The organism is Sivoneniella epilithica UHCC 1019 (assembly GCF_040830845.1).
In the GTDB taxonomy this organism is placed as follows: Bacteria; Cyanobacteriota; Cyanobacteriia; order Leptolyngbyales; family Leptolyngbyaceae; genus ULC077BIN1.
Genome location: NZ_JBFPDP010000001.1, coordinates 310,143 through 333,875, shown reverse-complemented (window position 1 = coordinate 333,875; position 23,733 = coordinate 310,143). Strand labels below are relative to the sequence as shown.

Annotated in this window: 18 protein-coding genes; 3 read left to right on the top strand and 15 right to left on the bottom strand. The window is 47.6% G+C overall.

Annotated elements, in window-relative coordinates; genetic code table 11:
- Window positions 1-38 precede the first annotated feature (38 nt).
- The 6 genes from AB3R30_RS01540 to AB3R30_RS01515 all read right to left on the bottom strand — a co-directional run bounded on the left by AB3R30_RS01540 (window position 39) and on the right by AB3R30_RS01515 (window position 9,337).
- The gene (locus tag AB3R30_RS01540) at window positions 39-2,708 is read right to left on the bottom strand and encodes a helicase-related protein (protein ID WP_458647369.1); all 2,670 of its coding nucleotides are present in this window, start codon (window positions 2,706-2,708) and stop codon (window positions 39-41) included.
- 339 nt (window positions 2,709-3,047) lie between these two features.
- Window positions 3,048-4,226 carry a transaldolase gene (locus tag AB3R30_RS01535; RefSeq protein ID WP_458647368.1) on the bottom strand — a complete coding sequence of 393 codons (1,179 nt, stop codon included), beginning with the start codon at window positions 4,224-4,226 and terminating at the stop codon, window positions 3,048-3,050.
- A 293-nt stretch (window positions 4,227-4,519) separates the two neighbouring features.
- Window positions 4,520-5,542, bottom strand: coding sequence for a type I glyceraldehyde-3-phosphate dehydrogenase (gene gap, locus AB3R30_RS01530; protein ID WP_458647367.1), 1,023 nt, complete (start codon window positions 5,540-5,542; stop codon window positions 4,520-4,522).
- A gap of 259 nt (window positions 5,543-5,801) precedes the next feature.
- A complete protein-coding gene (locus AB3R30_RS01525) occupies window positions 5,802-7,436 on the bottom strand; it encodes an alpha-D-glucose phosphate-specific phosphoglucomutase (protein ID WP_458647366.1) in 1,635 nt (544 codons plus the stop codon).
- Window positions 7,433-8,311 carry a polyphosphate kinase 2 family protein gene (locus tag AB3R30_RS01520; protein ID WP_458647365.1) on the bottom strand — a complete coding sequence of 293 codons (879 nt, stop codon included), beginning with the start codon at window positions 8,309-8,311 and terminating at the stop codon, window positions 7,433-7,435. Before AB3R30_RS01520 ends, AB3R30_RS01525 begins: the two co-directional genes overlap by 4 nt.
- Window positions 8,312-8,407: 96 nt before the next feature.
- Window positions 8,408-9,337 carry a glycosyltransferase family 2 protein gene (locus AB3R30_RS01515; RefSeq protein WP_458647364.1) on the bottom strand — a complete coding sequence of 310 codons (930 nt, stop codon included), beginning with the start codon at window positions 9,335-9,337 and terminating at the stop codon, window positions 8,408-8,410.
- A 4-nt stretch (window positions 9,338-9,341) separates the two neighbouring features.
- On the opposite strand from AB3R30_RS01515, the gene AB3R30_RS01510 reads away from it, so the two are divergent.
- Entirely contained in the window at window positions 9,342-9,575 is a 234-nt protein-coding gene (locus AB3R30_RS01510; protein ID WP_458647363.1) for a hypothetical protein, read from the top strand.
- Here AB3R30_RS01510 and AB3R30_RS01505 read toward each other — a convergent pair.
- The 6 genes from AB3R30_RS01505 to AB3R30_RS01480 all read right to left on the bottom strand — a co-directional run bounded on the left by AB3R30_RS01505 (window position 9,548) and on the right by AB3R30_RS01480 (window position 17,499).
- Window positions 9,548-11,215 (bottom strand): B12-binding domain-containing radical SAM protein, encoded by a 1,668-nt coding sequence (locus AB3R30_RS01505; protein ID WP_458647362.1) that lies wholly within the window; start codon window positions 11,213-11,215, stop codon window positions 9,548-9,550. The two genes, AB3R30_RS01510 and AB3R30_RS01505, sit on opposite strands and share 28 nt — an antisense overlap.
- 352 nt (window positions 11,216-11,567) lie before the next feature.
- The gene (locus tag AB3R30_RS01500; protein WP_458647361.1) at window positions 11,568-13,175 is read right to left on the bottom strand and encodes a Ppx/GppA phosphatase family protein; all 1,608 of its coding nucleotides are present in this window, start codon (window positions 13,173-13,175) and stop codon (window positions 11,568-11,570) included.
- Between the two features lie 364 nt (window positions 13,176-13,539).
- Window positions 13,540-15,045: an alpha-amylase gene (locus AB3R30_RS01495; RefSeq protein ID WP_458647360.1), complete on the bottom strand. Its 1,506-nt coding sequence runs from the start codon at window positions 15,043-15,045 to the stop codon at window positions 13,540-13,542.
- An 82-nt stretch (window positions 15,046-15,127) separates the two neighbouring features.
- Window positions 15,128-15,982, bottom strand: coding sequence for a M20/M25/M40 family metallo-hydrolase (locus tag AB3R30_RS01490; RefSeq protein WP_458647359.1), 855 nt, complete (start codon window positions 15,980-15,982; stop codon window positions 15,128-15,130).
- 11 nt (window positions 15,983-15,993) lie between these two features.
- Window positions 15,994-16,878 carry a PhzF family phenazine biosynthesis protein gene (locus AB3R30_RS01485; protein WP_458647358.1) on the bottom strand — a complete coding sequence of 295 codons (885 nt, stop codon included), beginning with the start codon at window positions 16,876-16,878 and terminating at the stop codon, window positions 15,994-15,996.
- A gap of 60 nt (window positions 16,879-16,938) precedes the next feature.
- On the bottom strand, window positions 16,939-17,499 hold the full coding sequence (locus AB3R30_RS01480; RefSeq protein ID WP_458647357.1) for a PadR family transcriptional regulator: 561 nt from the start codon (window positions 17,497-17,499) through the stop codon (window positions 16,939-16,941).
- A gap of 201 nt (window positions 17,500-17,700) precedes the next feature.
- Here AB3R30_RS01480 and AB3R30_RS01475 point away from each other — a divergent pair, with 201 nt between their 5' ends.
- The gene (locus AB3R30_RS01475; protein ID WP_458647356.1) at window positions 17,701-19,134 is read left to right on the top strand and encodes a carotenoid oxygenase family protein; all 1,434 of its coding nucleotides are present in this window, start codon (window positions 17,701-17,703) and stop codon (window positions 19,132-19,134) included.
- Window positions 19,135-19,379: 245 nt separating this feature from the next.
- Entirely contained in the window at window positions 19,380-20,057 is a 678-nt protein-coding gene (locus AB3R30_RS01470) for a DUF642 domain-containing protein (RefSeq protein WP_458647355.1), read from the top strand.
- A 97-nt stretch (window positions 20,058-20,154) separates the two neighbouring features.
- Here the strand turns inward: AB3R30_RS01470 and AB3R30_RS01465 are convergent, their stop codons facing one another.
- From AB3R30_RS01465 to AB3R30_RS01455, 3 genes are all read right to left on the bottom strand, one after another.
- On the bottom strand, window positions 20,155-21,708 hold the full coding sequence (locus tag AB3R30_RS01465) for a serine/threonine protein kinase (RefSeq protein ID WP_458647354.1): 1,554 nt from the start codon (window positions 21,706-21,708) through the stop codon (window positions 20,155-20,157).
- 243 nt (window positions 21,709-21,951) lie between these two features.
- A complete protein-coding gene (locus AB3R30_RS01460; protein ID WP_458647353.1) occupies window positions 21,952-22,401 on the bottom strand; it encodes a hypothetical protein in 450 nt (149 codons plus the stop codon).
- Between the two features lie 124 nt (window positions 22,402-22,525).
- Window positions 22,526-23,725, bottom strand: coding sequence for an anhydro-N-acetylmuramic acid kinase (locus tag AB3R30_RS01455; protein WP_458647352.1), 1,200 nt, complete (start codon window positions 23,723-23,725; stop codon window positions 22,526-22,528).
- Window positions 23,726-23,733: the final 8 nt, after the last annotated feature.

The following is a 23,733-nucleotide window of genomic DNA, read 5'->3' as shown; positions in this document are numbered from 1 at the left end:
TTTCTTTTGACAGCTTACGAGGTGAGAGTTTCCTTTTCCTATCTCAGCGCTACATCTGGGCTTTTAAGACATCCTCTAAGAGGACGATGTTTCCAAATGTCATTTCCACCTGAATTTCTTCTTTCATCTTTAACCCAAGGACGTAACCCTGCTAATGAATAAGTATCACTACCACCACCGAAAAGATTAAATTCTGGATCAAATGTAATTTTACGAACTTTCCAGTTCTCATCCTTTCGTTTAATGGTGGCAACTTTTGCTTGTGCCGACTCGCTAACAGTAGCTTGATTAACTGAAAATATTGGGCGTTGCCATTCTACTGTATCGAAATCAAGTCTAAATTCTGCTTGATCCCGCAGTGGCAACCCTAATTTCACCCAGTAGTTTAATCTTTGAGCAAGCATTGACCTATCGACTACTGCTTTTGCCGTTAAATCTTTTTGAATTTTACCAAGACTTTCATTCATTCTTTGATTCTGTTCATCTGCTTTTTTCAGGAGTACATCAATAATTACTGGCTGATTCTCTTCAACTGCTTTTTCTACTTCATCTTCATCTAGTGAGCCAAGAATTCTTAATCTTAGTTGTTCATCTGCTATGCCCAATTGATTAAACTTTTCGTGTAGAATTCCTTCTCTTCTAGCTTCATGAGTCTCTGTCATCATTAAGTAATAGGCAACGACATCAGATACTTGTCCAAGTCTTGCAACTCTGCCATTTCTTTGCATAAGAACGGCTGGAGAAGAACTTAAGTCCCAATGAACAACACGATTTGCAACCTGAAAGTCAAAACCCTCATCAGCCGCAGATGTAGCAACTAAAACTCGAATTGAGGGTTTTTCTTCACCACGAAATCTACGAACTACCTTCTCTCTTTCACTATTACCCATGCTTCCAGTTAACTTATCGGAAACTCTAGGAAGAGCTTTAGTTATAATTTCACAAGTTTGTAAAATTTCTGTAAAAACAAGAAATCGTGAATCAGGATATTCTTCAAGCATTTTTTTCAGCCAATTTAGTTTGGCATTTTCTACTCCATTATCCTGGGTTGAGGTTGAGAAGTTAAGCAATCTAGTCGCTAAACTAGTTAATTCGAGAATTTCATCAGGTGTAGCACTAAAATATTTTCCTTCATCATCCTTTTTTCTCAAAACCTCACTAAATCTATAGATGTCATCTACCTTTCCGCCGCCTGCAAGACTTGCAAGCCTAAAATGAAAGCTGTCACTAGGAAAAGATACATCTGCATATTTATTAGAGCTACCTAAATCAAATTCGGCAATTCTTTGGGAAATTTGGATGATTAACTTACGCAAGCTTTCTGTACTTTCGGAAACATCTTGTCTATAGATTGCTTGAGTCTTCCAAGTTTTATGTCGGATACACCAACGAAATAGCCAAATAGCTCCCGCAATAGAACTACTAGTTAGCCTCATTTCAAGTTGCCTTGTAGCAAAACCGCCAAAACTTTCACCGTTATCTAGGCAAATTCTTTGAACTGACTCACGAATTTCCCTCATAATTTCTAGATATTCTGGTGTTGTTTCAAGTTTAACTCGATCTATAGTTAGCCTTGGAAATAGTGGCTGACCAGTCCAACTGAAAACATCATTCTGTTGTCTCCAAATGACTGTAGCAGGAGATTCTTCTTTCTTTAACTCTGCTATAAGGTTATTTTCACGAACCTCATTTGAATAAGCATTTTCAAATACAGTTTGGTGAGAAATCAGACGTAGTAAATTAATAAATTGAGTACTGGATCGAAAAGGAGTTGCGCTCATTAATACTACAAGTTTGGGTGGTTCCGAATCTTGCCAGTATTCCCCACTGATGAGTTGATATGCTGCTTTATAAGTTTGAGTCGCTAAATTAATTCGTTCAACTTGGCTTAATTCCTCGCTGCTTCCGCAGTGATGGCATTCGTCAATAATTAAAATTTCAGGGCGAACACCTTGAGGCAAAACATTCTTATCATCTTGCTCAACATACAGACGCACTGCATCAATACTTGCAACTTGGATTCCATTAATATTGTTATTGCCATAGCTTCTAAAAGAGTCAACTACTTGAACAATATTTTGGCTTTGACCATCTACTGTCAATGCACCCTTCATTACAGATTGCAATTTTAGAGAAGCGTCTTCAACAAGTCCTGCTTTGGTGAGATACAAACATCTAAATCTTTCAAAACTACCTTTAGCAATTAATAAATCTCTAAGAACCAAACCAATCTCAATAGTTTTCCCAAGTCCAACTTCATCTGCAATTAATAGACGATTAACTCTATTACCATTATCCTTCATGTATTGCTGCAAAGCTAACTGGTGGGGAAATGGATCTTTATCGTTTGCTGTAATACGTCCAGAGAAAATATTGGCTAAGATCTCTAATGCTCCAAGACGCATAGCAGTGTTTACATAAAAATCCTGATCGATTTTTGAGACTCCCAAAACGCTTTCTCCAGCGTAATATTCTTGCGAATTATAGATTCGTTGCATAACCTCTGGAAATTCTGCTTCATACCAAGACCATGAACGGAAGTTATTGCTAGGTATTCCACGACGATCTGTTATTTCGTTAATATTTGCTGTAGCACCTCTTGTATAGGAGTAATGTGTGAAAAACCTATCTGAACCGTTGTTTGGATCTCTGACAAAGACTACATCTGAATGGTATCCATCTGAAGAGGGAATTTCAAATAGAGGCATAATTTTTTCTTGCTTTCCAGATCTGTACAGCCTAAGCCATTTTGATATGGGTCTTCAGCTAAAACAGGGTGGCATAACTATTATTAAAGAGAAACTTTCTATATGGATATCCTGAGGGGAAATAAGATAGAAAGTTTCCTTATATTGCTCATAATACTAACCTGTAATCTTCTGAATGTCCTACCTATGTAAGCGATCGCTCCTTTCCTGCCACGCATCATCAGCTAAAAATTTCAAGAAATAAAACTCGCAAATGAAAGGGCGAGTTTGCCAACAAATCAGCGTTTGAACCGCGATCGCTAGACAAACCCGCCCCTACTCAATCCTGAAACCTGATTTTTATACCTGTGCAAGTTGTAAGGCTGCTGTGCCTAAGCCTGCACCCATTTCCTTGGGAGAAATTTTCCCGTCGTGGTCTTCATCCAGCGCATCGAAAACCGCATCGGTGCCGAGCCATTCTTCACGAGTGATGAAGCCATCGCCATCCAAGTCATAAGCGTGGAAGATATCGTCTGCGACGTGGCTGAGTGAGCCACCGGCTTCAAGCTGAGAGAGGCGAGATTCTAGCAGTTGCTCCAAGGCTTCTAGGGCTTTGGTAAAGCCTTTAATGCCTTCATCGAGTTTGTCGGTTGCCATGCGATCGCTGGCGTGCATTTTGTCAAAGGTGTCTTCGTCGATCGCAATTTTCTCAATATCCAGGGTGGCGGCTTTGGCAGGATCGAGCCGACGGGTCAATTCGGCTTCGGTAGAATCTAGTTCTGCCAGAAGTTTTGGAGAAATGGTCAGCAGATCACAGCCTGCCAGTTCTGTAATTTCGCCTACGTTGCGGAAGCTAGCGCCCATGACTTCGGTGTCATAGCCAAACTTTTTGTAGTAGTTATAGATTTGCGTAACCGATTGCACACCGGGATCTTCAGTCGCGGAGTATTCCTTACCTGTTTCTTTCACATGCCAATCGAGAATGCGACCGACAAAAGGTGAAATTAAGGTGGCTCCGGCTTCAGCACAGGCGATCGCCTGATGCAACCCAAACAGCAGCGTCAAGTTGCAGTGAATCCCTTCTTTCTCCAATATTTCTGCGGCTTTGATTCCTTCCCAAGTGGAGGCGATTTTAATCAAAATGCGATCGCGGGACACGCCTGCTGCTTCGTATTCCGAAATGAGGTATCGACCTTTGGCAACGGTGGCTTCTGTGTCATAGGACAACCGCGCATCCACTTCGGTGGAAACCCGCTTGGGCACAATTTCCAGAATTTTTTTGCCAAATTCTACTGCGAGGCGATCGAACGCCAGCAAAACCACATCAGCATTGCTCACATTTGCACCAGCATCCTTTCTAGCTTTGAGCAAGGTTTCGTCCACAATGCTCTGATACTCAGGCATTTGAGCCGCTGCTGTGATCAATGAAGGATTGGTCGTTGCATCGCGCGGCTTGAATTTTTCGATCGCTTGAATATCGCCTGTGTCAGCGACGACAACCGTCATGTCTCGCAGTTGTTCTAGTAAAGTCTTCGCCATGTTAATACTCCTTCAAAAGCTAGTGAACAAGAGTTGCAAAAGTCTGTTGAATCGTTTGTCTTCATGAATACCAGATTTTATTCACAAGACTTGATGCCAAACGGTCTTTACTGTTACTTCAGAATTTTTTTGCTAGTGACTTGATCTGCCGAATTGATTTCATACACCAGTGGCACTGCTGTTTCTAACTCAACTCCCGGCACTTGTTCAGGGGTGAGATTCTCTAACTTCATAATAATCGAGCGTAAGGAATTACCATGAGCCGCAATGAGGACATTTTCACCTAGAACATCCTACACAAGCCCTTCTTTTTTCGCCATGTCTACCATCAGGTCAACGACGCGACAGGAATAGCCCCACTCATTGTCATACCAGGCAATCACTTTGAAAAAGTTAGGGTTAAGTTCAATACTAGCTTTCGCATCAAAAATGCTGGAGCGGGGATCGGTACGGAAATCCATGGAGACGACTTCCTCGTCGGTATAACCCAAGATGCCTTTCAGTTCCCCGTCCGCAGCGGCTTTCATCGCCGCACAAATGTCTTTGAGGCTGGTAGCTTGGGCAGTTTTGAAGGTGAGATCAACGACGGAGACATCCGGAGTGCCGACCCGAAATGCCATGCCCGTGAGCTTGCCTTTGAGGTCGGGCAAAACGAGGGCGACAGCTTTGGCGGCACCGGTGGAAGATGGGATGATGTTTTGGGAAGCACCGCGTCCGCCGCGCCAATCTTTTTTGCTGGGACCATCGACCGTGGGCTGGGTAGCGGTCATGGCGTGAACCGTAGTCATTAAGCCTTCAGTGATCCCAAAGTGTTGATGGAGTACTTTGGCGATCGGGGCGAGGCAGTTCGTCGTACAGCTTGCATTCGAGACGACCACATCTGTTGCGGGATCGTACTCGTCGTCATTCACTCCCAATACCAGGGTTTTCACGCGATCGGGGTCTTTGGTAGGCGCAGAAATAATCACCCGTTTTGCCCCGGCTTTGAGATGATTTTCGGCTCCGGCAAAATCCGTGAAGTGTCCCGTAGACTCGACCACATAATTGGCACCCAGTTTTCCCCAGGGCAAATTGCTGGGATCGCGTTCTGCCAGACAGGGAATCAAGCGATCGTTGATAATAATACCGTCTTCTTTAGCTTCAACCGTGCCTTTGAAACTGCCGTGGGTGGAATCATATTTGAACAAATAGGCGAGATTGTCGGCAGGAACGAGGTCATTGATCCCCACAATTTCTACTTCAGGATGATCGGTAGCAATCCGGGTCACAAGCCGCCCGATCCGACCGAATCCATTGATCCCAACTTTGATAGTCATGACAATAGCTCCCTATACAATGGCGAATGCAGAATGGCGAATGCAGAATGGCGAATGCAGAATGGCGAATGCAAATAAGTAACCTGATGTGCAACTAAAGTCAGCCCTCATCCCCCAGCCCCTTCTCCCAAGGCAGGAGAAGGGGAGCAAGAATAGCTCAAAGTCCCTCTCCCGCTCTGGGAGAGGGATTTAGGGTGAGGGGGTTTGGGATAGTCGCACACTCCGTACTTCGTCATTCGTACTTCGTCATTCGCACTTCTTACGTTATGACGGTGGGCTGATCCATTTGGGTAGTCTCGCGAATCTCGGCGATGGTTTCCGCGATCGCAATCAGTTCGCCCAAGGCTTTTTGGGTATCTTGATTTTGCTGATCCGGATTGGATTCGTAGCTCTCGAAGTAGGCGCGCAGGGTAGCTCCTTGGGTGCCAGTGCCGGAGAGCCGTAGCACAATGCGGGAGCCATCGGTAAAGCCGAGCCGAATGCCTTGGTGTTGGCTGACGCTCCCATCCACGGGATCGGTGTAGGCAAAGTCGTCGCCGTAATCCACTTCGTAGGAGCCATATTTTGTGCCTTTGAGGGTGGGCACGAGAGTACGGAGGCGATCGACCATGGCATGGGCGCGATCGCTGTCTACGTTTTCGTAGTCATGGCGAGAATAGTAGTTGCGTCCATAGGTGTGCCAGTGATCATGCACAATTGCTTCAACGGATTGTTTTCGAGCGGCAACAATGTCGAGCCAGAACAGCACTGCCCACAAGCCATCTTTTTCACGAATATGGTTGGAACCTGTGCCAAAGCTTTCTTCACCGCAAAGGGTGACTTTATCGGCATCCATCAGGTTACCGAAAAATTTCCAGCCTGTGGGAGTTTCGTAGCAGTCGATGCCGAGCTTGGCGGCAACGCGATCGCAGGCTTGGCTGGTGGGCATGGAACGGGCAACTCCCGCAATGCCGTCTTTGTAGCCTGGAACTAGGGTTGCATTGGCGGTCAGAATGGCAAGGCTATCGCTGGGGGTGACAAAGAAGTTGCGACCCAAAATCATGTTGCGATCGCCGTCGCCATCAGAAGCCGCGCCAAAATCGGGACCATCGTCTTTAAACAAAATCTCAACTAAATCGTGAGCATATACCAGGTTGGGATCGGGGTGTCCGCCGCCAAAATCTTCTAAGGGAGTGCCGCCAATCACCGTGCCAGCGCTGGCACCCAACCGCTGCTCAAACATAGCGTGGGCATAGGGACCCGTGACCGCGTGCATGGAATCGATGCAGAGACGGAAGTTATCGGAAGTCAGCAAATGATGGATGCGATCGAAATCAAACAGCGACTCCATCAGCGCTTGATAATCCGTGACAGAATCAATCACCTCCACGCTCATCTCACCCAGTTTCGACTCGCCCACCGTGTCAATATCCACATCAGGCGCATCCAAAATCTTGTAAGTGTCAATTTCTTTGCTGCGAACAAACATCGCCTCAGTGATTTTTTCGGGCGCGGGTCCACCGTTTGCCGTGTTGAACTTCACGCCAAAATCGCCATCAGGTCCACCGGGGTTATGGCTGGCAGATAGAATAATGCCGCCGTCAGTGTGATATTTACGAATCACACAAGAAGTTGCCGGGGTCGATAAAATGCCGCGATGACCCACCTTGATAGAGGCAAATCCATTCGCCGCCGCCATTTTGAGAATCACTTGAATGGCGTGACGATTATAAAAACGCCCATCTCCACCCAACGCTAAAGTTTTGCCAGTACAGGTATCAAAGGCATCAAAAATCGATTGAATGAAATTTTCTAAGTAGTGATCTGTTTGAAAGACAGTTACCGATTTCCGCAGACCCGATGTGCCAGGTTTTTGGTCGGGAAAAGGCGTGGTGGAAACAATATTAATCGTCATGCTGGTCTATCCTCGTTTTCAAGCAGTTCTTTAGCCTTTAAAAGCTCTTGCCGATGAGCCTCGCTCACCGTCGGATAGGACAATTTCAAATCCTTTAAGGTATTGCAAATAATGTCAGCCACGGCAAGCCGTGTAAACCACTTGTTGTCCGCAGGAATAATGTACCAGGGTGCCCAAGTAGTGCTGGTATGGTTAAAAACATCTTCATAGGCAGTCATATAATCATTCCAAAATCCTCGCTCTCTGACATCGCCCAGATCGAATTTCCAGTTTTTCTCAGGTCGGTTAATCCGGTCTAAAAATCGCTGCTTCTGCTCCTCTTTAGAAACATTCAGAAAAAACTTCAGCACGATGATGCCGTTGTTCACCAGATACTTCTCAAAATTATTAATTTCTTCAAACCGTCGCTTCCAGATGTCTTTCCCTTTAGACTCTGAGGGTAATTTTTGATTTGCCAAGATTTCAGGATGCACTCGTGCGATCAATACTTCTTCGTAATAAGAGCGATTAAAAATGCCAATTCGCCCTCGTTCTGGCAGGGCTTTTGAGGATCGCCACAGGTAATCGTGATCGAGTTCTTCGGCGGAAGGTGCCTTAAAACTAAAAACCTGGCAGCCCTGGGGATTGACTCCTGACATGACGTGCTTGATAGTGCTGTCTTTTCCAGCAGCATCGATCGCCTGAAAGATGATCAGCAGTGCGTAACAATCATGGGCGTAGAGCGTATCTTGATACTTTGCTAGCCGCTCCTTGCCTTTCTGCAACTTCCCTTGGGCTGCTTCCTCATTTTTATAGCCCTCCGTATCAGCCGGATCAAAGTCTTTCTTCAGGGATATTTTGGAGCCAGGTGGAACCATCAAGCGATCGCGATTCATACCCAAAATTTGGTAATAGACAAATCGTCAATAGTAATAGTAATCGCTAATGCGGCAAAACGAGATCCATCCCCTAGTCCCCTTAATGTTTTGGGATTAGCCTTGCTCTAAAATGCGATCGTAGGTTTTAAGCAGATAATCGGGTTTGAGGCGGGTGATCCAGTAACCGATATAGATCAGCAGTGCCGCCACTAACACAATCGGGATCGCGAAAGGCAGGTAGAGCGCGTGTCGTGGGTTGTTATGAAACAGGCGGCTGAGGCGATCGCGAAAAATCTTCAGCTTTTCTCCAAATCCGGTTGCCGTAGGATCGCGATCGCCCTGATTTTTCTGTTCAACTAACTGCTGTTGCCAGTAATAATCATGCCCAATCAGCAGAAACCGCCAAAAGAAATGAGCCAGTCCATCAGGTGGTGCATGGGTGGCACGGGTGTTTGGATTCAGCCAAATAATCTCTCCCGCTTGTCGCAGAGTTTCGCCATGGATCACGCAATTTCCCCGATAGAGCGGCAGTTCCATTGGGATGGGATGCGCCAACAAAAGCGATCGCCGAAACGCCACATTGTTTAGAAAATATTGGTGCGTTTGGGCTAACTCTGTTTTGCCGGAGTATTGCGGAAAGATATACACCAGCGCCATTGCCGTACCATAGGCACCTGCGCCGCGAGTCGTGGTTTCTCCTGCCACAATTTGGATTTGCTGATTGTGGCTAAATGTCGTCAAGATTGTTTCCAGCCAGTGCGGTTCATACACACAGTCAGAGTCGGCATAGACAATAATCTCCCCCGTTGCCAGATGTGCGCCCAGCATTTTAGCTTTGTAATAGCCCGTTGAGGGTGGAGCCAGATGCACCTTGATCCACGAATAGCGATCGCACAACTGCTGCAACAACTCTGGCGGTGCATCCCCACTGTCAATCACCAGCACCTCGTTTGCCTCCGTCGGCGACACCGTTTGATTCACCAACGATGTCAACGAATTGACCAACCCTTTCAGGTCAGCATTTGCCAAATTTTCTGTTTCCAAAATAATGGAAAAACTAGGGAAAGGCGCGATCGGTGGAGACATAACAAAGGAATTAAAGGACAGATTTCAGGTTCAAGGGTTTGTGGATTTGCAGATGACTGTAGGGGCGTGGCATACCCTGCGGGAAGCGAACTACGGGCAATATCTTGACGACTCAACCGCAGATCAACTGCCGAATGCCGCGCCCTTACACAAGATGATGTCTCCTGATCACTGTTTTCTGACTCGCTGGGAATAAAACGAGGCAGATTCAATCCCTTTTGAGCATTCCTTTGTGAACTCAATCAAATGATGGGCTTGTAGCGCGATGCTGATCACCCGTTCCACTTTGCCTTTTTCCAGGGCAGGTTTTGCCATTTTCCAGAAGGTGTCGCGGTAGCTGCTCAGCACGCCAACTCGAAAGAACAAATTTGCCATCATCACCAAGCCACGTCGCACGTTTTCCTTATTCACCCGTGCCGCGCTGCGGGGTGGCTTAATTCGGTTGGGGTAGGTATGCTCAGATTGGTAAGCAAACCGCTCATAAAGAAATTCTGGCTCATAGGCAGTGGTGATGCAGCGTCGCCACATTTCCAGCACCTCGTCATAGGGCATCAGAAACTCGACATTCGATTCACGTCCTTCTTCAAAGTTAAGCCGTCCGGCTGCCTCTAGTCTGCGCCAGAGAGGAGTTTTGGGCAAGGCATACAGCAGATTGATCGTGAGGATAGGAATATTAGACAGGCGAATGAATTCTAAAATGCGATCGCAGGTATCCGCAGTGTCCGTATCCAATCCTAAGATAATTCCCGATACCACTTCAATCCCGTAGGAGTTCATTGTGGCGATCGCGTCCAGAATAGGAATGCTGAGGTTTTGATCTTTTGCCATCGATTTCAGTGCTGCTGGCTCTGGCGTTTCAATCCCACAAAACACCGTGCCAAAATAAGCTTCCCGCATCATTTCCAGCAGCTTTGGGCTTTGAGCAATATTCAGCGTCGCTTCGCAGGCAAACTGCACCGGATAGCCATTTGCCTTTTGCCAGTCGATCAAATGGGGTAACAGTTGCGTCACGGCTCGCCGATTACCAATAAAATTATCATCCACAAAGTACACTGCGCCAGGATTGCCTGATTCCAGCATGGCATCCAATTCGGCGAGGAGTTGCGGCGGCGTTTTTAAACGCGGATTGTTGCCATACAGTTCAGGAATATCGCAAAACTCGCAGTGATAGGGGCAGCCGCTAGAAAACTGCACGTTGGCGATAAAGTACTGGTTCAGATTGGTCAAATGATAAGCGGGCAGCGGAAATTCATCCAGGGGCAGGCGCTCAACGGTTTTAAACTGAATTTGCTCAGTGGGACGTTCTGTAAAAGTATCGAAATATTCGATCATCTGATCCGTGGCATCGCCCAGTTCACCCAGATGCAAAATATCAAAATCAGGGTAATATTCTGGGCAGCCTGATGGGGATGGACCGCCCACCGCCGTTAGCTTGCCGTACCGATGCGCTAGTTGGTTGATTTGGTTGATTTGTGGCTTTTGAATGTGCATCCCGCTGGTGATCACCACATCCGCCCATTGGTAATCTTTTTTCTGGGCGGGCTGAATGTTTTCATCCACAAAGCGAACGTCCCAGGTTTCAGGCAAATAGGCACAGACCAGCAGCAACCCTTGGGGCGGCATAAAGGCTTTCACGCCTTTCATCAGCGGGTAGGCGTGGTGAAAGGTGCCAAACGATCGCGCGTATTTGGGGAAAACACAGAGAATCCGGCGCTTGTTTTTAGGAATATAGGCAGTTCTGTGACAGCGCAAACCAGGCGCGATTCCCTCAAGGGATCTACTGTGCGGAATCGCTGAATCTGGAGATGATTCAACAGGTGGTAAAGTCGCTGTCATGGAAAAATTCTCCTCACACCATTAGGCAGTAAATTAAGCTAAGCAACTGTAACAAGCCATAATCTGCCCTCATCCTAAATCCCTCTCCCCGAAGGAGTAGGGCTTTGAATATTAAACAGATTAGCTCACTGATTCAATTTAAAGGCTTTGAACCCTTTCTGTCTGCGTAAAATCATGAGTGATTGCTTTTGCTTCCATCACGAGTCACCCCTTTATCCTCCATGCCTTATCTGTCACTTACATCATTTAAATTGGTATGAGGGTTGAGTTTTAAGCTAAAAAGCATTGGCATTTTCAGAGAATCATCTGTCGGGTTTCAACTTTTAAGTAGGGGTCAGGTTGAAAATGCTATTCAGGTCGGATTCACCATTTTAGTTTCTAAGAGGGGAACTAACTTGAGTCTAAATTCGCTTTCAAAACTACTCTTTTTAGTTTCCAGGCTCCACAACTCTAAAGCGCATTCGTCAAAGGGTTTGGCAGCTTGAAGATGTAGCCGCAGTTCGCGAGTGATGGATGAAACCTCACAGGTGATAGTTTGAATTGCTCCAATCTGACGGCGATCGAGGGCAACTGCCAGCCGCAATAAAGGACTCAGTTGATCAACAACACGACGATGCTGCTTGCTGGTGAGATTGCGGTAGGTGTCGTGTTTTTTCTTGGGATTGTTTTTGCGGTGATAGCGCGCTAGGTTTGCGATCGTTTCTATTTCCGTTTCGGTGTAGCCTAAAAGCTCTCCATAGCGAATCAGGTAGTAGGAATGCTTGTGATGGGAGGAGTGGCTGATGAAATGCCCACAGTTATGCAAAATGGCGGCTGCCCACAGCAGTTCTCGTTCTTCGGTGCCCCAGTCATGCAAGACTTTTTGAGTTTGGTCAAATAGGCTGAGCGCAAATGCTGCTACCCGTTCGCTGTGGTGCAAGTTTACCCGGTATTTCTGGGCTGTTTTTAGAATGCTGCGTTGACGAATAGAACTTTGGTAGCGTAACCGATCTTCAATCAGTCCGTGGGTTACCATCCAATCGACAATCACCCCTTCTCTGAGCGATCGCTGGCAAATGGTAATCGCTTCAAGATTGAGCAGGGTCATTGCTTGTTGCAAAATCAGTGATCCTGCCAGAATGATCTCAGCACGGCGATCGTTCATGCCGGGAATTTGCGATCGCTCCGCAATACTCATCCGCCGCAATCGCTGGGTCATCTCCTGCAAATCACTCAGCATAAAACTGTAGCCTTGAAGCGGCGTTGGTACAATGCCCAAATGCTCCCGTGCGTGTAGCATTGCCAAGGTTTCAATGGTGCCAGAGGTGCCAATTAATCGAGGAATTTCACCCGGTTTAAGATGGGTTCGCAATTCCTCCGTTGGGCGCTCTAACATTCCCCGAATATAAGCTTGCAGCGCCTCAAATTCTTTGGGGCTGACGGGATCGGTCGTCACATATTCATTGGTCAGCCGAACCGCACCAATTTTAGTGCTGCTCAAGCTGCGGGGATCATGACCGTCACCCAAAATCAGTTCTGTGGAACCGCCGCCGATATCGATCACAATGTGGGGCGTATTGTTGAACTCAATGGCTGACAACACGCCTAAATAAATGCGGCGGGCTTCTTCTACTCCCGAAATTAGGTTAATCCAAAGCCCAACTTCTGCCTCCACTCGCTGCAAAAACTCTCGTCCATTGGGAGCTTCACGAACCGCGCTAGTGGCAACGGCGATAATCTGCTCTGAACCCAGACTTTGAGAAATTTCCTGACAGCGTTTGAGCGCTTTAATCGCTCGCTCCATGGCTGATTCAGTGAGTTGCCCTGTTTGGTGACATCGTTCCCCCAGCCGAACCGTATCTTTTTCGCTAGTGATAATAGTAAACGCAGGTAGTGTGGGCTGAATGTGAACCACTACCATGTGAATGGAATTGGTTCCCACATCGATTGCCGTAAGAATGCGATCGTGTTCCAAAATCATTAAGTGTTGCTGAAGATCGGGCTAACTGTATCTTTAGTTTCACTTGTTCGGTAGACCAATGGTCAGAATTTTTGAAAACAATTGTTAGCCCTTAACTTCCTGAGAGAGTATATTCAACGTTTGGTCAGCCCTTTCAGATGCAGGTCGGATGCAAGGCAATTCATAGACTTATGACGCTGATGGAAAGGGGGTGTCGCTGAATAGCTGGATGAATCAGGCAGGGACAGGGGCAGGACATCCCAGAACTTCAGATCGCCATTCTTGAAGCCAATCCAGGTAGCCTTGAACCACTCTAGATTTCACAATTATTCAGCCATATCTCAGCTAACCCAACTCCGTCAATCCGCGATCGGTGCCCTGCATCCTATGATTCTCCTTCCACCCAAACTGATACTGAGCCACCATTACAGCAAAAATCTCCCCAGCCGTGTTCATTCGTGCGCACGGGTTCAGCCACATGTTCAGTAATGTCACGAAAAACAGCATTCGCTCTGCCGACTTCCATCCACTTGCTGCCCCCAGCACCATCGCTCATGATCACTGCCATTGCCTGAGATTCGTGAGAATTGCCCAAACGTGTCCAGCCAATGCAATCGGGATGATCAAAATAATCATATTGGGCACCATAAGCAAAACGATGACGGGCATAGAGGAACTTATCAATCAGCCAGCGATGGGAATTCAGCCACACTTCATGCTGCTTGCCGTCTTGCCCTTGATCATAATAATGTGCCCCGTAGTAATCGGCATAAAACACGCAAGGGTAGCCTTCCCGTCGCAGCAAAATCAGCGCATAGGCAAGGGGTTTAAACCAGGGTTCCACCACGGATTCTTGCAGTTGTAAGGGTTGCGAGACATGGTTTTCAACAAAAGTAACCGCCAAACTAGGCTGTTCGCGCATTAAGCTCCCGTTCAAAATACGACGCATATCAAAATTGCCGCTGGCGCGACTGGCGCGGTGAAAGTTGTAGTGTAGCGGCACATCAAACAGGGAAAGTTGCCCGTTGGTCTGGTGAATAAATTCATGGAGCGATTCCACATCATCCGCCCAGTAATCTCCAACGGCGAATATTTCGCGATTGGCAAAGTGGCGAATATGGGTTAGCCATTCCACACAGAAGGCAGCCCGTAGGTGAGCGATCGCATCCAGCCGAAATCCATTTACGCCCGTAGTGTCTAAAATCCATTCACCCCAGTACTTCAATTCTTCTTGCACTTTGGGATAGGTCGTGTCGATCGCGCAGGAGGTTGAAAAGGCATTCAGCCCATAACGCGGATCAACGTCTGTTTCAAATTCCTTGTCTTTAAGCCGATAAAACGTGCGATCGCCTGCTTTTTCCAGGTTGTGATGCACACTGTCAAAATGTCGTTTGTGCCAGGTCATGTCTGAATATTTGCCGTTCCGACCCGGAAACGAAAACTGGCTGAGAATTTTGATGGTTTGACTGGGGGTTGTGCCGATAGGAATCGTTTCGCGCAATGCCCACTGGCGATCGTCCGTCCGTCCGGCGATCGCCTCCACCACTTCTGCGCCATCTCCCCCAGTTTTATGGCTCAGCACTGCATCCCCGTATACCTGCATCCCATGCTGCTGCGCTGCTTGAATCGCTGCCAGGTATTGCTCACGAGTGCCATACTTCGTGCGAACGGTGCCTTTTTGATCAAACTCGCCTAGGTCAAATAAATCATAGGCAGTGTAGCCCATATCTTGAACGCCCTCGTTGCCCTTGAAGGCAGGCGGGAGCCAAAGGGTCGTAAATCCTGCATCCGCTAGATCCTTGACCTGATTTTTCAGGGTATCCCAGTGGGTTCCATCGCTGGAACTATTTGCTTGGAAGTACTGCATCATCACACCATTGATTTCTGTCATGCGGTTGCCTTGGATAAGTGACGAGTTTGAAGCTAAATAAAGATGACTTATGCAGACTTACCCGATTTTTCTCAATTGTGTCTTACAGGGTTTGCAATCCTTGAAATAACCCCCAACACACGCCTGAGAGAAAGTCTAGATCTAGCGTTTCTAGGCGATCGCTGGGTTGATGATAGTGGGGATTTCGCATAAAAGCCGTATCGGTGACCATAATCGCACGATAGCCACAATCCCAAAAGGGGGAATGATCACTCAGGCGCGTAGAGGGAATGAATTGTCCTGCGATGCCTGCGGGAAGCCACTGAGCCGGAGTTCCCACAGTGCAAATAGCATGGTGTAGATGCATCAAATCGGAAATGGTAGATGCGTTGCCAATTAGGGCAATAAAATCGCCGCGATCGGGATAAAAATACTTTAAACCGGGCGGATAGGTTTGAGAATTCGGTGCTTTGCTGCAATACCCTAGCATTTCTAGAGAGAGCATCAGTCGCAAGGGTTCGGCTTGTTGCTGCATTGCTTTGGCGTAGTGGCTGCTGCCGACCATGCCATATTCTTCTAGGTCAAAGGCAATCAGGCGCACTGGATGGCGGGCAGGATTGGCAGTCAATAATCGCGCCAGTTCCAGCAAAGCAGCGACTCCGCTGGCGTTGTCATCTGCCCCAACGGTTCCGGGCACTGCGTCATAGTGGGCACCGATAATTATCGGCGGCTGGTGGGCAAATTGTGGCTGGGCTGGCAGATTCAAGACGAAATTGGTATGGGTAAGCCCACGATCTCTGAAGGTGTGGTTTTCAACGGTGCCCCATTGCTGAAGCTGATCGTGAATATATTGCTGCACATAAAAATGTCCCGCTGTTGCTAGGTAAGGATCACGCTCTCGCACGATTTCTAGCAGGTGCGATCGCACTCGATCTTTCAAGTCAGTCCTTTCCGCCATGCCATTTGCCCTTACACAAATTCACCCTGGGCAACCAAAATCACTTGACCGCCCACCGATACCTCAATCCTAGCCTCTGTTTTTTCTGCCTTCAGCAAAATTAAAGACGGTCTGCCAATTTCGTAGCCTTGCTCCACTTGTGCCGTAACAGTTGGCGTTCCTAAATACTCATACTGCGCCAGATAGCCAGCAAAGCAGCCATTGGCGCTCCCGGTTGCCGGATCTTCAGGAATGCCGAGAGCGTGGGCAAACATCCGGGCGCTAAAGTGATTAGCGGCATGGCGAACCTCTGGACAAAAACAAAAAATCATCTTCGCTTCCAGCGGATCGAGCAAGGCAGGCAGGCGATCGCTTTTCACCTGAATCCGCTGCAACGCCTCCAAGGTTTTCAGCGGCACAATGATAAACGGAACCCCTGTAGATACTTCTTGAATCGGGAAGCGCAGATCGATGTCGGTGGTTTTTAGGCTGAGAATGGGGGCGATCGCGTCAGGCGAGACTTTTTTACCAAACACAGGCGGATTTTGTTTCATCCACAGCACATCCGGCGAATCATTTTTATAGAAAATCCGTACCGGAATTTGCCCGACAGCGAGATTCAAAATCACTGTTTCCACGGCTTGCTGAATCACTTTTTGCTGCAAAATAAATGCCGTTCCCAAGGTTGGATGTCCGGCAAACGGGAGTTCCTGCACGGGCGTAAAAATCCGCACCGGATAGCCTGCCGCTTCTGGCTCCAACGAGGTGATAAACGTGGTTTCCGAAAAATTAATCTCCTTCGCAATCTGCTGCATCTCCGCCGTAGAGCGATCGCCCACTGGCAAAAAAACCGCCAGTTGATTCCCGGCATACTTCGTTTCTGCAAATACATCCACAATGTAAAAAGGCTGGGTCATGATTTAGTTTTGAGTTTTGAGTTTTGAGTTCGGAGTTCGGAGTTGATCATTCGTCATTCGTCATTCGTCATTCGCCATTCGCCATTCGCCATTCGCCAAGCATTCAAGGGCTTCGTCGCACCATTCTATCCAGTCGATTTCGTAGCGAATGCCGCGCCGCAGGGTGAGATAGGGAAAGATTTGGTCTTTGGATGGGCGATCTCGATGGGTAAAAAACTGCTGTTCAATTTGGCGATAGTTTGTCAAGGTTGCTGCATGAAGCTGGCGATGGCGCTCAATTTCTTGATAAATGGGTTCTGCACCCACAGTTGCCCCAGCAAACACTTTTACCAAAATCTCTTCTTTCACAATGCTCACATCACAAGGTTGGTTTGCCCATGCCACAAACGCCTGCCGCCCCAAATCGGTAATGCTATACAGCTTGCGATCGGGGCGACCTGATTGGGGAATGGTTTCAACGCTGACCCAGGCTTGTTCTTCTAGCTTGGCGAGTTCTCGATAAATTTGTTGGTGAGTCGCCTTCCAAAAGCTACCAATGGAGCCAGCAAAGGTTTTAGTCAAGTCATACCCGGTGAAGGGACAATCCAGTAAAAGCGCGAGAATTGCGTGAGCAAGTGCCATCAGTTTGAGCTAATTACAAATTTATATGCAACTGTTGACATATGCAAATGATCGCATATTATCAGATCAGGTAGAGCAACTAATTGCATATTGTACGGGCTATACAGCGATCGACTGATCTTGATTGAATAGATCTTGTCAGCGCGATCGCGCGTAACTCCTATAGCTGCTCCCTGGTTCTTTAACAGTAGGATTCTCACCATGACCACGACCCTTCGACCTGTTCAAACTCCCGCGTGGGCACCTGCGGTTTTGCAATCTGCCCAAGAATTTGCTCCAACATCCCTAACAGTGCGATCGGGTGCCATTCCGGCAGGACTGCGGGGCTCCCTTTACCGCAATGGTCCCGCTACGCTAGAACGGGGTGGGCAGCGTATGGGGCATTGGTTTGATGGAGATGGGGGCATTTTGGGCGTTCACTTTACTGATGGGGGTGCAACGGGGGTCTATCGCTATGTGCAAACCGCTGGCTATCAACGGGAAGAAAAGGCGGGGCGACTGATTCTGGCTAGCTATGGCATGGTGCCAGCGGGTCCACTTTGGCAGCGGTTTAATAAGGATGTGAAAAATGTAGCCAATACGTCTGTGCTAGCTCTGCCCGATAAACTGCTGGCGCTGTGGGAAGGCGGAAAACCCCATGCGCTGACGCTGGATACCCTGGAAACCATTGGGTTGGATGATTTAGGCGGATTGGCACAGCACCCTTACTCGGCTCATCCTAAACGTGATCCAAAAACGGGGGCAATTTTTAACTTTGGGATCAGCACGGGTGCAAAAAGTTTTTTGAATGTGTATCGCAGTGATGCAACTGGCAAAATTCAGCGACAAAATGCAATTCCGCTGAATGGGCTACCGATGATCCATGATTTCGCGATCGCTGGAAAATACTTAATCTTCTGCATTCCCCCTGTCCGCCTAGATGTGTTGCCGCTGATTGCCCGGATCAAAAGCTATAGCGATGCGCTCTTGTGGCAGGCTGACAAAGGGACTGAGATCCTAGTCGTGGATCAAGAAACGCTGGAAGTCGTCAGCAGAAACACTACAGAACCCTGGTATCAGTGGCATTTTGGCAATGGCTGGGAATGTTCTGATGGCTCTATTGCGATCGAAATTTGCCGCTATCCAGACTTTCAAACCAATCAGCGCTTAAAGGAAATCTCTACGGGTTCGGTTCAAACGGCAGCCGTGGCGACCCTATGGCACTTACGGCTTGATCCCATCTCCGGTAAGGTGCTTGAAAATCAGCAAGTGCTAGATCGAAGCTGTGAGTTTCCGGTTACTCAACCGCAAGACGTAGGGCAACCCTCGCGCTACACCTATCTCTCAGTGCATCGGCAAACAACCGATATGCAGTGTGAGGTTTATGATGCGATCGCTCGATTTGATTCCCAAACTGGCACATTAACCGAGGCAAATTTGGGCGACCAGCGCTATCCGATGGAGCCAATTTATGCGCCGGATGCTCACAACTCTGAGCAGGGCTGGATTTTAACGGTTGTCTATGACGCTGCTAGTAACACAAGTGAAGTGTGGATCTTTGATGCAGCCCATTTAGATCATGAACCCGTGTGTCGCTTGGCACTACCCGCGATCGTGCCGATCGGCTTCCACGGCACCTGGAAACCGGCATCCTGACGGATCAGCAATAGTGATAACCATAAACAGGTTTAGAATTCCCAAATCCGGAAGAGACTCACCATCATAGATAAAAGATTCATCTAAATCCAGTGTTGTGTTGAACTTCAGTAAGTATCAGTTGATACGATAGACACGTCTCAGTGGACAAAGCTAGGATAACAATCATGAATGCATTACCGCCCTCAAGCAACCTGTAGACCTGATTGGCACCCTTTCACCTCATCCATTCACGAGAACTCACCATGAACATCCAAAAACTTTCTATCGCCACTGCTCTGACTATTTCTGCGATCGCTGGCATCAGCGTGGCTCAGTCTGCGTCTGCGGGTGAACTGGTTAAAAACGGTAGCTTTGAAAGCACTCCTACCCCACTCAGTAATGGGGGTTGGTCAACCTATAACGCGATCGAAGGCTGGAAAGCAACCGATGGCGGCAAAATTGAAATTCAACGGGGTGCTGCGGGCAAAGCCTTTGATGGTAGCAACTTGCTTGAGCTAGATAGCCACCACTACAACAAAAATGCCTCGGTTCTGGGTGTCTTCCAAGACTTGGTGACCGAAATCGGTAAGACATACACTTTATCCTTTGCTTACTCTGCTCGTCCTGGCACCGCTGCGGCTCAAAATAATTTCAGCGTCTTGTTTGGCGATAGCTTCAAGCAAACGATTCAAGGAAGCCAAGGCGGAAATCAAACGCTTTGGAACAACTTCACCACTAGTGTGACGGCGACCAGTGCGCTGACTCGCCTACAGTTTAATTACGAAGGAACTCGCGACACCTTAGGCGCTTATATTGACAATGTCGGTGTTGCTTCTTCTGCCGAAGCTGCTCCTGAGCCTACAACAATGGCTGGAATGGCGCTAGCTGGATTAGCTGTGGCATACCGTAAGAAATTGGCACTGCGTAAGCGCACAGCCTAATTGCTAAAAGTTTGTCAGTAACGCAGTCCATACCTTCAATTTGAAAACATTTTTTGTGGATAGCCATGAGGCTGTCCACAAGTCTTTTAAAGTTCCTTTATGTCCATGGTGAAGCATTAGAAGTGTTTTCTAAATCCTCAACAATTTTAGGCTTGAGCTTCTCAAATTCTGCTTGAAGCAAATTTTTGGTCATGCTGGGGTGTCCAACGGACGGGGAAGATTGACTAACGATCGCCCACTGCTTCAGCAAAGAACATTGAGAAGGATGAATGGTAATCGTCATTGCATGGGCAGACTGAGATGGATCTTCCAAGGCAAACAGTAACACTTGATATTGTTCTTTTTCACCCATTAAACGGAGCATTTCTCGCCCAAATGGAGTTTTAACGTCTAGGTAACAACGCAGCCATCGAGGTCCCTGTTCTTGGCTATGAAAGCGGTTATAAATTGCCGTCAGCCACAACACCATGGGATGAGGCGACATGGAACACAGAAAATTTTTGTAGATGCGATTATAGATTCGATTCACTTGCAGGCTACGAATTTCCTTTTGGGGCAGCATCACCCAAATCGTTGGCAAATTTTCATTGCCAGTCGAAAAAATTTGCGGAAATACAATTTGAGCGACAGGTTTATTTTTGGGCCAAATTGCCTGAGAGACAATATCGCCGGATGGAGAGGGCGTGGCAGGTTGAGATCGCCCTTCAGGTAGGGTTTTCTTCGCCAGTGCTTCGCTAATCCGAGTCCCAATTTGCTGGTTAGCACTATATCGCTGTTCTAGCGGTTCAAGGGCTTTCAAAACTTCGGCGATCGATTGGGGACGATCCGCTGATTTTTTCTCTAAACATCCCATTACCAAAGTTTCGAGAGCATTGGGCACCTTTAAGCTGGGATTCACTGATTTAAAGGTGCGCGGCGATTTGGAGTGATGCGCTTTGTACCAAGCGCCAAACGTGTGAGTTTCAGCTTGCAATGGCATTTTGCCCGTCAGCATCTCAAACATCATGATGCCGAGGCTATAGACATCCGAGCGAGAATCCAGATCTTGCCCCTCCATTTGCTCTGGAGAAGAATACGGCAGAGTTCCCATAAAAGAACTAGTTTGTCCGCTATCTTCTTGCAGTAATTTGGCAATGCCAAAGTCCAAAATTTTGACCAGTTCACCTAAGAGTGCGTTTTGGCTCACCAAGATATTGCTGGGTTTAATATCCCGGTGAATGATCGGGCACAGTTGACCATCCATCAAAATGCCTTGATGGGCGCATTGTAACCCTAGGCAAATTTGACGGGCAAGACTCAGAAACCGAGGCAACAACAGAGTTTGTGTGCTAATGATTTCGCTGAGGCTTGAGCCTTGAAGATATTCCATGACATAAAACGGCACGTCGTCTTCGTTAATGCCGTAGTCGGTCACTCGAACGATATGAATACTCTTTTGCCCTAGCTGGGCGCAGGTACGAGCTTCAAATTTGAAGCGATCGCGTAACTTATCGTTGACGATCAATGCTTGAGACAAAAACTTAACGGCAATCACTCCGCCTAGTAAAACATCTTCAGCACGATATACCCTTCCCATAGCTCCTTTGCCTACCAGTTCAACCAATTGGTAGCGGTTGGAAAGTAAGTGTCCGATGTGTGGGTCTGTTGTCATACGAGCAGCCAACGATGAAAGCCTCGCCCTATAAAAATGATCAATGTGAGCAAAATAGCTTTAGTGTAGCCAACTTATAAAATAATCTTCTAGCTATAGAGTGATTTAGTAACTACCTGGCTAAAAATTGAAGCAATTAAGAATTGAAATGCACTCTATTTGCTAGTAATCCCGTAAAGCAAGCTTGATGCTTCATTTTGACAGTTTTTAGCGATCGCCTGTTTCCTAAATTACTTTGAGTCTTTACTCTAGCTGCTGTTCCAAGGTTACTTCCATCGTACTGGTTAAGTAATGCCCTGCCATAATGCCGCTGGAGAGATAATATTTATTTTCTTCAACCCGATACATCGTTTCAAACCCACTTCGTCGCTGGCGATCGCCCAATACCCAATAGCGCTGCACGATAGATTCTTGAGCAACCCACCCTTCTCCTTCCACCCGCCCCAACAAACTATGTTGCAAAACAAAGGTATATTGCCGCTCTCCTGCATCTAGCCGTCCCCGATACTGGAGTGAAATTTCTTCGCGTTCACTATTGGGGAAAGTCAACTTTGTCACCATCGTAAACCAGTAATCATCTCGGCTCCAACCCACCAAGGTTTTACCGAGTACTGAAATTGGCATACCGTTTCGCTCTAGCCAGTGCCCCCGCATTGTCCAGCGTCCTGGCTGTATTAAAAAGGTATGAGCCACAACGTTATCCTTCGACTCGACAGCAAATGCAGTACTGATTCAATTGGTAACCAATGCTATCACGCATCTACAACACTAGCAGGTAGATAGGCGGATGGCGAATGGCGAGTGGTGAACTCAAAACTCAAAACTCAAAACTCTGATAAATTTCGCCGAGGAGGACGGGTTGAATGGCTCCGGTGACAGCGGGGAGGTTGCCGGGGATTTGCTGGAGTCGCCAATAGGCTAGCACTGCAAAAGCGATCGCTTCTTTAAAGTCGGCATTGACCCCTACCTCATCGGTGGTTAATACGGGAATGGGGTTGAGTCGGGTTTGGATTCGCTGTTTGAGGTGCTGGTTTTTGCTGCCGCCGCCACAGAGCAACACGCGATCGGGTAGGCAAGGTAAAAAAGTTTGGTAACTATGGGTAATGGAAGCAGCGGTTAATTCGGTTAAAGTTGCCAAAATATCCGCCGCGTCAGTCATGCCGTTTGTATCGCAGTCTGCCAAGCATTGATGCAGATATTCCTCTCCAAACAGTTCTCGCCCGGTTGATTTGGGCGGCGATTGATGGAAAAAGGGATGCTGGAGCCAGTGCTCTACCAACGAGTGGCGAATTTGCCCAGTTGCCGCCCAGTTGCCGTTATGGTCGTAGGTTTTGGTTCCCTGACTGAGATGCTGCACTGCTAGGTCTAACAAGCTGTTGCCCGGTCCCGTATCCCAGCCCAAAATGTGTGCTTGCCAATCTTTTTGAGAGTTCATTGCAGGCAGATAGGCAAGGTTGCCAATGCCACCAATATTTTGCACACAGTTGGCTTGATGGGGTTGCCCAAACAAGTAAGCATCAATTTTGGGAACCATGGGCGCACCGTGTCCCCCTGCTGCAATATCGGCTGCCCGAAAGTTGCTGATGGTGGTGATGCCTGTATGACGGGCGATCGCGTCTCCGCGCCCCAATTGCAAACTGTAGCCGAGGGGAACAGGGGAGAGCAAAGAGGAACTTTTGTCATTCGCAACTCGCCATTCGCCATTTCCTGCGGGTCGATGAAAGACGGTTTGTCCGTGGGAGCCGATCAGTTCGGCAGTGGGGTGTTTGGTTTGGAGGGTGAGGGCGGCTTGGGCAAACTGGTGAGCGATCGCGTCATCTAGGGCTGCCAATTCGGCGATCGACAGTGCTGCCCCTGCACAAACTGCCAAAATTTGTTGGCGTAGGGTTGGTGGATAGGCGATCGTTTCTCCAGCTATCAGGGTGACTTGCAAGTCTGTGGTGGAGCCAAAAATATCAACCAGTGCTGCGTCGATCCCATCCACTGAGGTGCCGCTAATTAAACCGATTACGAGCATAAGCAACC